Origin of the sequence: Anaerospora sp., from assembly GCF_032013335.1 — a bacterium.
In the GTDB taxonomy this organism is placed as follows: domain Bacteria; phylum Bacillota; class Negativicutes; order Sporomusales; family DSM-15969; genus Anaerospora.
This window is the reverse complement of sequence record NZ_DALZUO010000002.1, coordinates 119,184-131,837: the sequence shown is the minus strand read 5'-3', so window position 1 is coordinate 131,837 and position 12,654 is coordinate 119,184. Positions and strand designations below refer to the sequence as shown.

Genomic DNA, 12,654 nt, shown 5'->3' with positions numbered 1-12,654 from the left:
TGTAATAAAAACTATCACTGCCTTATCCTCTTTCATCCGGACTGTACCGTCGGCACTGGCCTCTCACCAGTTCTGCTGACCTCTTCAAAACGAAGAGCGCTCGCGGGCTCCCCAGTTTACCTGGGATACCGCCGGTGGGGATTCACACCCCGCCCTGAGAATAAGTCACTCAGTTGTAAGTATACTCCCCTGGTAGTATTTGTCAACCAGTACTTAAGTCACAAGAGAGTCTACTACAGCGGCAGCAGCTATCCTTCGCGAAAAATAATGCCTTTTCCGAAAGAGGGATAATTCCAGGAATAACCTTCAAGTCCCTGATTCAGCCTTTCGCATACAAGCCGGCAATTGCCGCATTCCAGACAGCCTACATGATCAAAACTGAGTACATCGTTCACCATATCCCATTTATAACGTTCTGCAGGGCACGAGTAGGTACAGGCACGGTGACTGCAAGTCTTACACGCAATTTTGTCGACAACAATATGAGGATTATGATCATCGCTGTCAAAGCGATTTTTAGCTAGACGATCATCCATCGAGAGATTTTTCATAGTGACCGCGCCCCCTTAACCATATCTTTAAACACATCAAAATACGATATTTTATCCGCAACAGTCTCTCTGGCGACACCAAGCACCCGTTTAGCCGGAGTACCGTCTACACCGTAAATATTGCGCATTAAGTCAGCCGCGAGCATAGGATAAGTAGTGAAAACTTGTCTCGTATGTGCCATATAATCATGTGCATTTTTAAAAGTATGCATATCTTTTAGCACACTTTGCTGCAATCGCGTCTCGTAACCTTTTAACATATTTCTGGAATAATCACCTGCATCTATTGCTTCATTAGCCGTCTCAGCTGCTGCAATGCCGGATAAAATAGCATAATCCATTCCCCGAACAGTAAATCCGCTATTAACAACCAGGCCTGCTGCATCACCGGCAATCATAACACCATCGGCAAAAAGCTGAGGAAGCGCTGAAATCCCACCTTCCGGAATAAGGTGTGCAGAATACTCGATAACCTCTCCACCTTCAATATAACGGGAAATAGATGGGTGGTGTTTTAACGCCTCAGCGATATCCGCTACCGGAAGTTTCGCATTCTTCCAGCTAAGAGAATCAACGACCATCCCCAGTGAAATACTGTTCTTATTCGTATAGAGAAATGCACCGCCGCTGATGCCTTTCGTACATTCGCCAACACACAGCATTGCCGTACCAACATCACTGACTGTATTAAATCGCTCATTAATTACCGCTTCAGGCAGTTGAACGATATGCTTAATCCCTAATGCAATATTTTTGAGCTCTAATGGCTTAATAATCCCAGATCTCTCCGCCACAAGAGAATTAACGCCTTCAGCACTAATCACTAAATCAGCTTCAAGCTCTTCATCTCCGATTTTAACACCGCAGACCTTCCCGTCCCTCATAAGAAACGTGTCAACGGTACTGGCCGGAATCATCATGGCTCCCGCATCTTCTGCTTTTGCCGCTAGCCACGCGTCCAGCTTGCTCCTGAGTACCGTATAAGACTGCTGGTTGACCGATGAAAATGTTGAGTCGATGGCAACGCTTGTTTGCGGTGTCATCATCATCATCATTTCTCTCGTTACCTCCCGTTCAAGCGGAGCCTCCTGCCATTCGTCACCCAATAGTTTTTTAAGCGCATATGTATAAATACGACCGCCCGTCATATTTTTTGCGCCTGGCCCTTTGCCCCGGTCGACTAACAATACTTCCCGCCCGGCTTTTGCCAGCTGATAAGCAGCTGCGCTGCCTGCAAGTCCGGCACCAATGACAATAACCTGAAATTTTTCATCTGCCAAAATGTTCACCCCTCCAAAAATAAATAAGATTTCTAGCAGAACTTTACCATTTCACGTCATAGCGTGAAAAATCTGTAATTTCATTATGCCACAAACATATTTGCTATTCAATGAAAACAAAGCCGGTGGTTGCTATGTAATAAGAAAAGCCAATCACTCCAACTTTAATTTACCTAAAGTTGGGAGTGATTGGCTTTCGTATGAGCCGGCTATCCAGTTATTTAAGAGCGGCTCAAATCCACTTTCTCCAAAGGGATCAGTTTTGTCTTTTTCACATATTTATAGCCTAAGTAAGCTGCTAAAAACACGGGAATACCAATATACGATACGGCTACACCATACCAGTCAATAGTCCCGCCTAAAAAGGCATTGTAATTTTGCCCAATTATGACGATAGAACAAAGGGCAAAGGCAAACAACGGTCCGAAGGGAAACCATTTAGCCTTATACTTCAATTCGCTTAAGTCCCTCCCTTGTTTAATGAAGGCCCGCCGGAATCTGTAATGACTAATGGCGATTCCCAGCCAGGCGATAAAACCAATTACACCAGTTATATTTAACAGCCAGGTGTAAGCGGTACCGTCACCGACAAGCGAGGTTAGAAAAGCAAGTAATCCGAAAACAGTTGTTGCATAAAGAGCGTTAGCCGGTACTCCCCGCTTATTCACTTTGCCAAAAAGCTGTGGCGCTTTGCCTTCCTTGGCCAAAGCATACAGCATTCGCGAGGATGCATACAAAGATGAGCTCCCGGCTGAAAGCACCGAAGAAAGAATAACTGCATTCATAATAGATGCAGCCGTTCCTAAGCCTGCACGGGAAAACACTAATGTAAAAGGACTGACAGCGATGTTCTCTACATCGTTCTTCAACAAATTTTCATCCGTATAGGGCAGTAAAAAACCAATAATTAATAAAGCTCCAATGTAAAACAGCAAAATGCGCCAGAATACAGTATTAATAGCCTTAGGCACATTTTTTTCCGGTTCTTCACTCTCACCAGCAGCAATTCCCACCAGTTCCGTCCCTTGAAAAGAGAATCCTGCGATCATAAAGATACTTAATATCGCACCAAATCCGCCCACAAAAGGAGCTTCTCCGGTATGCCAATTGGCAAAGCCGGGTGATGAAGTGTTGCCAAAGCCGAGAAGCACGGCAACACCAACAAATAAAAAAACGACAACTGTGATTACTTTAATCCCGGCAAACCAGAATTCACTTTCACCGTATGCGCGGGTAGATAATAAGTTCAATATAAACAGCATGACTAAAAACAATCCACTCCACACCATGGCAGGAATATCCGGAAACCAGAATTTCATAATAATAGCTCCGGCAACTAACTCCACTGCCAGACAGGAAGCCCAGTTCAGCCAGTAATTCCAGCCTACGGCAAAGCCTAGCGCAGGATCAACAAACCGGTTGGCATAGGTGCCAAATGCCCCGGAGACAGGCAAATAGGTAGCCATTTCTCCCAGGCTGGTCATCAAAAAATAAACCATAATGCCAATTACACCATACGCGAATAAAGCTCCGCCTGGCCCTGCCGTACTAACAGAGGCACCGCTGGCGACAAACAAGCCCGTACCAATAGCACCGCCGATTGCAATCATATTCATGTGGCGTGCTTGCAGGCTTCGCTTTAACTCACCCGTTTCTGTGTCTATTACATGGGGATTGCTGCTGATTTGGTTTTTTTCAGTTTTTAAATTGCTGCTCATAGGATTCACTCCTTTTTTACTTTTCCAGGAAACGGAATTTTATTACATTAAATACGAAGTCTATTCCACGATCGTCCCCCGCTTCTTCCCCAGCGTCTGAATTCAGAATACTTCTTCTATCTGCAATCAGCGATTATAAAAAGGAAAAAGGCTCCAGAGAAAACTCTGAAGCCCCCTATATCCTATGGTGCGGGAGACAGGAATTGAACCTGCACGCCGTAAAGCGCTAGATCCTAAGTCTAGTGCGTCTGCCAGTTCCGCCACTCCCGCATGTATGAAGTCAGCAATTGCGAGCTTCCAGAGAATTTTCCTTTCCTGGAGGCGATCACTTGATGTGATCTCACGCACCTGACATAAGAATATTACCATAAACAATATCCCTTCGTCAAGCGTTTTTTTCTGTGCATGCTGACTTTTTTTCATTATTTTTTTCAGTTACAGGTTTTCCTCAATATTTTTCTGCCCCATCACCTAACCGATGCGCTCATTTTCACCGCTGGCCATTGCTTGGCAGCTGAGTAGCTGCCTGCAATCAGCAACTTCCAGGGATATGAGCTAAACGGAAAAGCCTGCACTTAAATATGCTTAATTCAGACGAAATTTAACTTCTACCGTAGTAATACACACTACCGGCTGCCCATTGGCGGAATCGCGGGCAGGCACAAATCGCCACCGCTCAACCGCTTTTACTGCAGCCTCATCTAATTCGTTTCTCCCTGAAGAACCTACAACCCAAACATTGCTGGGCTTGCCATTCTCCATGATTTCCATTTTAACGGTTACACTTCCTTCTACTCCATCGCGCCTGACACTTTCCGGGTAACGGGGCTCTACTTTCTGCAAAATCCGGGGAGGCGAAATGAGACCTTTTGTCGCGCTGCCGGTGCCGCCGCCCGAACCTGCTCCTGAGCCTGATCCAGAACCGCTTCCTGCAAACTCACCTCCGCTTCCAGTTCCCTGCGACGAGAACCTATTAGCTGAGCTCGAAAACGCTTGAGCAGCTGCCTCAGTCTCCGTTATGACCGATTCAGCTTCTGCGATCTCTGCAATTACCTGCTGTTTTACTGGTACAGTCGTCTTCATAACCATTTCCTGCTGTGGCACCGTCTGACTAGCCGCCAGTGCCGGACTGCCTGGCGCAGAGCTTTCCTGCATTCCGGGATCTGCAATTAGATCCAGCTCCACCACAACAGGCTCGGCCACCGGAATCGTAAAGATATGTGCCGCAAACCAGCCAATACAAATGATCAGCCCTATATGTATAACAATAGAAAACGCCAATGCCCGCAGCCATTCATTACGTTTGCTCATACTGCTCACCTTGCCTTAGCTTCTGTGGCAATAGCAATTCTGCGAATACCTGCCTGTTTTAACTCATCAAGTACAGCCACAACCCGGCCATGCTCCGTATGCCGGTCTGCCCGGAGAACAACCGCTAGATCCGATTTTCGTGCAACTTCGATTTGCATCCGTTTTGCCAGCACCTCTACAGGGAGTTCTTCCTGATCAACAAGTACTTTGCCAGTCTCCGTTATTGTCACCGCAATCGGTTTCTCCAAGTCTGTCTGCGCAACAGCAGCTTGCGGCAAATTGACGGGAATTGACTTTTGTTCTACCATATACAGCGTGCTCATCATAAAGAACACCAGCAGGAAAAAAATAATATCAATCATGGGAATAATCATCAGCTTAGGCGACCGCTCCAGTCGTGAACTGCGCAGCTTCATTACTCATCACCTGCCACACTGTCTAGAAAAACAGAGCAGGCTTGCTCCATATCGGTTACGACGGCATCAAGCCGATGACTGTAATAACTATGTACAAGCAGAGCCAGAACAGCTACACACAAGCCTGCCGCTGTCGCAACAAGCGCTTCCCCCACACCGCCGGTAATGGCCATTGGCTGTCCTGATTTCACATTAAACACGCTGAAGGACTGAATCATGCCAACAACAGTCCCTAATAATCCGAGCAATGGCGACAAAGTAACAATCGTATCCAGATAACCAAGGTTTCTCCGCAAATTAGCAGCCTCAAGCTGAGCCGCATTTTCTAACGTACTTTCCAGCTTGCTGGTATATTTTATCCTTGTCAGACCGGCAAGCAAAACTTGCGAAACAGCCCCTTGGGTCTGCGTGCAAACCGCAGCTGCCCCCGGCCAGTCCGCGGCCTTCAGTTTGGGTTTGAGAGCTGCCAGCAGCTTTTCCAGCTCCGTATCAGCACTGCGATAATAACGAAAACGTTCAACTGCTATAGCAACCACAAACAGCGAACACAGGAGTAGCGGATACATAACCAGACCACCCTTATTAAATAACTCAAAAAAACTCATCTTTCATTCTCCTCTCGTACTGTGCAAAATGGAAATGACGGATATAAGCGAAACATCCGGCAAAAACATAAAAACCTTCCTGATCAGCCCAGGAAGGTCTAGTTATTAGAGAAATCTTCAGATAGAACTGGCCGGAAAGCCAAGAAGGAAAATCGCTCTAGTAATCCCCTTCCCATCGCTCGTGGGTATGACGGTGATTGTTAAACAGGCAGTTCTCCTGGCTTTAGGATCATCACTTACCCAAACCTTCCCAAGACTTTTCGCCTCAGTGGTATCTCTTGGGTTTGCTCCCCGTTACAGTGGCGGGACCGCGCCGGCTTTACACCGGTCTTCCCTATTAAGCCCCGCAGGGCACCTATTTCGCTCATGAAATTGTATTGATAATAGCACTATTTATTGATATTTGTCAAATCTCTTTTAAATCTGACGATTTCTACCAAAGCAATTAGTGTCTTGACAAAGTTAAATCTTAGTTTAGCCAGCGTAGATTTTTTCGCACTGCTGCGTTGTCGTCGCCTTACATATTCTCGATATGCGCGGACTCCTCCGCCTTGCATTGCAAAAAAATCTACACTGTCTAATTCTAATTCACAACTTTGACAAGACACTAGTTTTCTACCGGAAATGAATCTTTAATAAAATCGATAAATGCTTTTAATGCATTCGATAGATATTTGTCTTTACGCCAAACAAGTCCTGTTTGAATATTAAGGGGATGTTCCAAAGGGCGGCTGCTAATATTGGTCTGTTTTTGGGCAACTACATCAAGCAAAAAGGAAAGTCCAATCCCCTGTTCCACTAAATTAATAATGGTTTGTACTTGCCTTGTTGAAAAAATAACTTTTGGTGCAAACAAATGCTTTTTACATTCTTCCATAATAATCTGCCGGTTATAGGTATCTTCCTGCAGCAAAATAAACGGTTCATCCTGCAGCGCTGCAATCGGTATTTGCGACAAAGCACTCAACCGATGTTCATGAGGCAGACATACGACAATTTGACGTTGAACAACAGGCATTGTTTCCATTGCTGTTAACTGATTATCAAAAAGAACGCCAAAACCAATATCCAGCTTGCCCTGCTCAAGCAGCCGCAAAATGGAAAGCGTTCCCTGCTCGACAATTGTCAATTCAAAATTCGGATACAAACTTCGGAATTTACTGAAAATGTGGGGGAACAAAAATACACCAATCATCGGTGGAATTCCCACTTTAATTGATCCCGTCTGCATAGTACGGTAATCCTGCATTTCTGAAACGGAATCATTAACACGTCGCAAAATATCATTCACATGCTGTAAAAATAAATTGCCTTCTAATGTGAGGCTTAAACTCCTTTGGCTCCGGTCAAATAAGGGTACTTTTAACTCTTCTTCCAGCTTCTGCATGGCAACCGTAAGCGACGGTTGGGTTAAGTGCAATACCTCGGCAGCTTTCGTTAAACTGTTTAACTGGCTTACGACTTGAAAATACTTCAAATGTCTGAGTTCCATAGTGAGTCCTCTCCTCATTTAAACAATCCCTTGAGTTTTACGGGAAGGGTTTTCATTATAAGAGAGACCAACTTGATTGCTCAAATAATCCCCTTCCCATCGCTCGCGGGTCAACAGCGATCGGCTGTATTCAGTTGTAAACCTGCAACTATGTCCAACCCTTCCTCTAGTTAAAAAATCCAGAAAAGTCCGACACTAAAATAACCCTCCCTGAGTTCTACAGGAAGGGTAAGTATTATAAGAGAGATCAACCTGAATAAGCCCCCGGCGCAAAATACACCGGAAAAGATTAATGCTCGAATAATCCCCTTCCCATCGCTCGTGGGTCAAACGGTGATCGTCAGATAGGCAGTTCTCCTGGCTCTGGATCATGGCGCGCCCAAACCTTCCCAGGACGTTAAGTCCCAGTGGCATACTATTGAGTTTGCTCCCCATTACAGTGGCGGGACCGCGCCGGTCTTTAACCGGTCTTCCCTATTAAGCCCCGAAGGGCACCTACCTCATTATGAAATTACATCCTAGTAGAAGGATCAAGCTTAGGATAGCATCTCCTGCCTTATATTGTCAACCATTCTTATGTAATTTACTTATATTTGTACCCCAGTACTATTATTTCTACGCTCCCTGGATAAAGCAGGAACGGAAGTAATAAAACAGTAGCTTTAGTCTATACCGGACTTTAGAGCCTGCTGCTGGCACAAAAGATTATTTACCCAGCCGTTTAAGGAAGTATTTAGGAATTCGTGCACCAGGTATTCAGGCTGTACATAGTCCACAATACGCCGAGCTTCAGACGTGCTAAAGGGTAAGTGCTGATCAATTTTCATAACATGGCTCATAATTTGTTCAATCGTCAAATCGGATGAGGCTTCTTCGTTTCTTGTATTGTCAATGTATTCTCCTGATAAGGAATGATGGAGATGAATGCCTTTAACATATCGCTTGTTATCGCCTAATTGCGATAAAATATGCAAAATATATGCAACGCCCTCTTCCTGCGTTCGCAATCGTGAGTTTGTATTCATTAAGTGACCTGTATCCAACATAATGCCAACATTAGCATGCCTTACGCCTTCAAGCAAAAATGGTACCTGCTTGCTGTCAGTCAGCGTGAGTCCGGGCCACCACAGGTTCTCAAATAACAAGGTTACATTCTCCGGTATTTCACTGGCAAGTTCATTAACCACTTCAATTGTCGCTTCAATTACTTCGCGATCAGAAGCATTGAACTTCCAGTTATACAACTCAGACAAACGGGCATGACTGACATGATAGACCAGGTACTTGGCGCCTGACTGAACAGCCAACCGAATATTCTCCCTGTATATAGCAAGCCAGGCTTCCCGCGTCTGTCCGCCGTAATAGGCAGCAATTGCTGCTTCATTAGGAAATTCGCGCAATAAGGCTTTTCGGTCTCCCCTCCAAAAATCCAGCCAGTTCGGCCAAAAGCGGAGATGCACTCCCTGTATCCATTCCCGTCTGTGAACATGCCGGTCCCATGGAGCACAAAACATCATTTCCAAACCATCAAGATGGTGGTGGTTTAAAAATGCTTCCAGACAAGCCGGACTGTTATGAATCATTTCCATATCAGACGAAAAATTCGATAAATTTACGAGTTCCAGCATCTTGTCACTCACCTCCAGCAGTTCCAAAGCTTGCTCTGTCATATTCTGACTCCGTTCAGCCCGACAATGGGCAGTTGTAAGTTTTATCTCGTTATATACAGGCAGCGCCTTCAAACAATTAAAATAACCCTCTCCGCGCATGACAGACAGGGTTACTTATCGTTACTTCTTATGGCATTTGTGTCCAGGCTGCTGCATAGCATCTCTAAGGTGCTGTACATAAATATCCTGAATCGCTGCATTCTCGCCTAAGCCATATAAATAAGCTTCTACTTCAAAGCCAGCTGCCAACAATTGAGATTTAGCTGAATCAGGCTCATCTCCCGCCATATCATTTTGGGCATGATCACCTGCAACTAACATGAACGGCAGGAGTGCCACTTTGCGCACTTGCTGCTTTTGCAGTTTTTCAAGCACATTATCTAATGAAGGAAATCCTTCGACCGTATAAACATAAGCATGTTCCAAACCGGCTTGCTCCAGCTTCATTTGTAAGACAGCATAAGCAGCATTGGCAGGATGAACTCCACCATGTCCCATGAAAACAATTGCCTGATCTTTTTCCAGCTTTGCAAGCTGATTTTTCACCGCATCAATAACAATAAGATAGTCATCAGGCTTCTCTTCCTGGCCCATATAGAAAAGCAAGGGCCGTCCAATTACAATGCGCTCAAATGCCTTGTCTTTGGCATGAGCATACTCAACAACAATTTTCTTAACCTTGTCATATTCTTCGCCAGCTACAATATGGAGCGGCTGTACATAAACCTCTTGATAGCCCTCAGCCTGTAAGCGTTCAATCGCCTGTTTTTCCGTATCAACTTGAATACCACGCTCTGACAACCTGCGGATTACCATGCGGGACGTAAAAGCCCGGAACACATCATAGCCTGGAAAAGCAGTACGGATTTTGTTCTCCGTACTTTCAATGCTTTTTTTCACTGTTTCTTCATAAGTTGAACCAAAACTGACTACTACTATCGCTTTTTTCTTATCTGAACTTTGCATGTTCATTACCCCTCTCGCTGCTACAAATACAATCAAATAAAATACAATATATGTCAAATATGTGTTGGAAAAATAAGACCCCCTAAAAAAGGGGGGCCAGCGAGACGTTTCCCAGGCGTAACGCTGAAAGAAGACAACATGACATTTATGGCTAACGTCCTCACCAAAACCTAAAGCGAGGAAACTTTTCGACGAAAGAAAGACCTCCCCGTAGAACACAGGAAGGTCATGTTTATAAGAGTGATCAATCCAAATAAAAACCTGGCATACAAATATAGCCAGGAAGGATTCGATTGCTCGAATAATCCCCTCCCCATCGCTCGTGGGTATAACGGTGACTGTTAAATAGGCAGTTCTCCTGGCTCTAGTTCATCGCTCACCCAAGCCTTCCCAAGATATTCATCTCAGTGGCATTTATCGGGTTTGCTCCCTATTACAGTGGCGGGACCGCGCCGGCATTACACCGGACTTCCCTATTAAGCCCTGTCGGGCACCTATCTCGTAATATTCAGTTTTCATCCACGTTTATGATACCATTGTTCCCACTGCCTGTCAAACTACTTTTTTATCAATATTATGCAAACTATTTAAGATATGCAGCAAAATTAAAATTCAATTCCTTTTTGCGCTTTTATCCCTTTTTTGTGGTGATGCTTTATTTCTTTCATTTCTGTAACCAAATCTGCCTGTTCAACAATCTGCGGATGTACATCCCTGCCTGTAAGCACAACATGCAGGTGTACAGGCTTTGCTTCTAACAAACTCAGTACTTCTTCAACCGGAACTAAACCAAACTTAATCGCATAATTGATTTCGTCCAGGATTATCATATCCCATTTCCCAGCAGCAAGCTCTGTTTTGGCCGCTTGCAGGGCTTCTGCCGCCGCCTGCTCATGACTGTGCCGCTCGCTTTCGGTACAGCCTCTTACAAAACCTTCCCCCATCTGACGAATGACAAAATCAGGTCCCATCCGTTTAGCAGCTTCCAGTTCCCCGTATTTCCAATTTCCTTTTATAAACTGCACAACCAGAACCTTTAGGCCCTGTCCCCAGGCCCGCATTGCCAAGCCCAAGGCTGCTGTAGTTTTCCCTTTACCATTACCTGTATTGACAAGGATCAATCCCTGCTTTTCTACCATATACTCACCTTCCATTATTGGCTTTTCTGAGACAAAGCAATGATCACATTACTCTTCAGACAGATTCCATTTACCTCCTCTTAATTCCTGCTTTGGGCCAGGACCAGTTTGTATTCACCAATGATCTGTCCGTCATCAAGCTGCAATGGAGCTTCAACCGCTGCGATATACCGTCCGTCTGAGCTAATTGCAGACCCCACACAGGGGCCATTTGTTGCGATATAGTCAATCATTTGAGCCCCTGGCAGGGAAGTAATATACAAACCGTGTACTCCGAGATCTTTTGTACGGACATTGCGACCAACAGCAATTGCTGCTTCTTTTTTACTAACCGCAATTTGTTCAATCATGCCACCAAAGCGATGCCGGTTCACCAGTTGGCCTTGCAAATTGAAAACAAACATGCTATTCGAGCCGGGGTGCTCAACCGGCGTCGGCAGCTGCCAGTTTGCCCGGTTATAGGTATTACCAGTCGTAAAAATAAAATGTTCATCAACAATTTGCACATTTGCGCCATTTGCATTCATATAAATTCCGCTGATTTTTTGTGGCTCACTGAGATTGCGCCGCCACACTTCCCTGCCCTGCTCCCCATCATATAAAAAGCACCGGCCATCACTCGCAATACCGGCTACATATCTGCCATCACCGGAGATTTCCGGACTGCTGCGCATTGTTGTGTTCTGATAAGGATACACCGGCGGAATCAAAGTGCTCCATAGTGGGTTAAGACTGCCATCCAAACAATACATATTGTCCGTATAGCGGTTAGTCTGTATTGCATCCCAGTTAGCCGTGCCAAATACTGCCCGCTCTCCCTTTTGATCAACACTTACCCAGCTCACCCAGGCATCAAGATTATGATCGGCAGGAAACATGGCCAGCCGCTTGCCGTTCCCGTCAAATTTATAAATACGTCCCCGGTATTCATTGCGGCCATCAGCAAAACGGATGTATCGCTGCCCCACCGCAAAAATCCGGCCCTGCTCATCTGTCCGGATTGCCACAATGGACGGATAAGTTTTGTCTTTTATCTCTACACCTAATTCACTTACGCTTGCCTGACGCCACATTTCACTGCCATCTTTTGCATCAAGGCATAACAAATATCCTTGCTGGCTGGATTCACCTATTAAAATGTAACGGCTGTCACTGCTAAACTCCAGCGCTGACATTTTCCCTAACCCGATATTCTTTCGCCATACTGTTTTTCCAGTATTGGTAAGCAGCAGTACTTCCCCATTTTCCGTACCAACAGCCAAGTGCATATTATCAGGTGAAAACTGAATAAACCCTTTCGTAAATCCCATCCGCTGATAGTTATGAGCCTCAACCTTGCCTAAAGAAACCTCAGCTATCTTTTCATATTCCCCGCTGTGCTGGCTGCTCTGGCGCGTTGCTACGGTCAACCCCGTATCGGATTCAAAAATATGGATTGCTAACGCCCCTATGGTTAGGGCAAACAAAGCTAATAATACGATATTATTTATTTTTCTCATTGTTCTT

At 45.1% G+C, this 12,654-nt stretch carries 11 protein-coding genes, 1 tRNA gene and 4 riboswitches; all 12 genes read right to left on the bottom strand.

Annotated elements, in window-relative coordinates; translation table 11 throughout:
- Positions 1-20: 20 nt before the first annotated feature.
- Positions 21-166, bottom strand: a riboswitch (FMN riboswitch).
- Positions 167-248: 82 nt separating this feature from the next.
- Entirely contained in the window at positions 249-551 is a 303-nt protein-coding gene (locus tag RTR76_RS02620; RefSeq protein WP_312516418.1) for a ferredoxin family protein, read from the bottom strand.
- The gene (locus RTR76_RS02615) at positions 548-1,831 is read right to left on the bottom strand and encodes an FAD-dependent oxidoreductase (RefSeq protein ID WP_312516416.1); all 1,284 of its coding nucleotides are present in this window, start codon (positions 1,829-1,831) and stop codon (positions 548-550) included. The genes RTR76_RS02620 and RTR76_RS02615 overlap by 4 nt, the downstream gene beginning before the upstream one ends.
- A 221-nt stretch (positions 1,832-2,052) precedes the next feature.
- Positions 2,053-3,447 carry an amino acid permease gene (locus tag RTR76_RS02610; protein WP_396144167.1) on the bottom strand — a complete coding sequence of 465 codons (1,395 nt, stop codon included), beginning with the start codon at positions 3,445-3,447 and terminating at the stop codon, positions 2,053-2,055.
- A gap of 287 nt (positions 3,448-3,734) precedes the next feature.
- Positions 3,735-3,819, bottom strand: a tRNA-Leu gene (locus RTR76_RS02605).
- Between the two features lie 315 nt (positions 3,820-4,134).
- Positions 4,135-4,860 (bottom strand): energy transducer TonB, encoded by a 726-nt coding sequence (locus tag RTR76_RS02600; RefSeq protein ID WP_312516412.1) that lies wholly within the window; start codon positions 4,858-4,860, stop codon positions 4,135-4,137.
- A 5-nt stretch (positions 4,861-4,865) separates the two neighbouring features.
- On the bottom strand, positions 4,866-5,276 hold the full coding sequence (locus RTR76_RS02595; protein WP_312516408.1) for a biopolymer transporter ExbD: 411 nt from the start codon (positions 5,274-5,276) through the stop codon (positions 4,866-4,868).
- On the bottom strand, positions 5,276-5,881 hold the full coding sequence (locus tag RTR76_RS02590) for a MotA/TolQ/ExbB proton channel family protein (protein WP_312516406.1): 606 nt from the start codon (positions 5,879-5,881) through the stop codon (positions 5,276-5,278). The genes RTR76_RS02595 and RTR76_RS02590 overlap by 1 nt, the downstream gene beginning before the upstream one ends.
- Positions 5,882-6,070: 189 nt before the next feature.
- Positions 6,071-6,255, bottom strand: a riboswitch (cobalamin riboswitch).
- Positions 6,256-6,488: 233 nt separating this feature from the next.
- The gene (locus RTR76_RS02585) at positions 6,489-7,373 is read right to left on the bottom strand and encodes a LysR family transcriptional regulator (protein WP_312516404.1); all 885 of its coding nucleotides are present in this window, start codon (positions 7,371-7,373) and stop codon (positions 6,489-6,491) included.
- A 329-nt stretch (positions 7,374-7,702) separates the two neighbouring features.
- A riboswitch (cobalamin riboswitch) is annotated at positions 7,703-7,887 on the bottom strand.
- 148 nt (positions 7,888-8,035) lie between these two features.
- Positions 8,036-9,043, bottom strand: a complete 1,008-nt coding sequence (locus RTR76_RS02580; protein ID WP_312516402.1) for a TIM barrel protein — start codon at positions 9,041-9,043, stop codon at positions 8,036-8,038.
- A 120-nt stretch (positions 9,044-9,163) separates the two neighbouring features.
- Positions 9,164-10,009: a sirohydrochlorin cobaltochelatase gene (locus RTR76_RS02575; protein WP_312516400.1), complete on the bottom strand. Its 846-nt coding sequence runs from the start codon at positions 10,007-10,009 to the stop codon at positions 9,164-9,166.
- A 330-nt stretch (positions 10,010-10,339) separates the two neighbouring features.
- Positions 10,340-10,522: riboswitch (cobalamin riboswitch) on the bottom strand.
- 92 nt (positions 10,523-10,614) lie between these two features.
- Positions 10,615-11,148 carry a cob(I)yrinic acid a,c-diamide adenosyltransferase gene (gene cobO, locus RTR76_RS02570; protein WP_312516398.1) on the bottom strand — a complete coding sequence of 178 codons (534 nt, stop codon included), beginning with the start codon at positions 11,146-11,148 and terminating at the stop codon, positions 10,615-10,617.
- An 80-nt stretch (positions 11,149-11,228) separates the two neighbouring features.
- Positions 11,229-12,647, bottom strand: a complete 1,419-nt coding sequence (locus RTR76_RS02565) for a PQQ-binding-like beta-propeller repeat protein (RefSeq protein ID WP_312516396.1) — start codon at positions 12,645-12,647, stop codon at positions 11,229-11,231.
- Positions 12,648-12,654 lie beyond the last annotated feature (7 nt).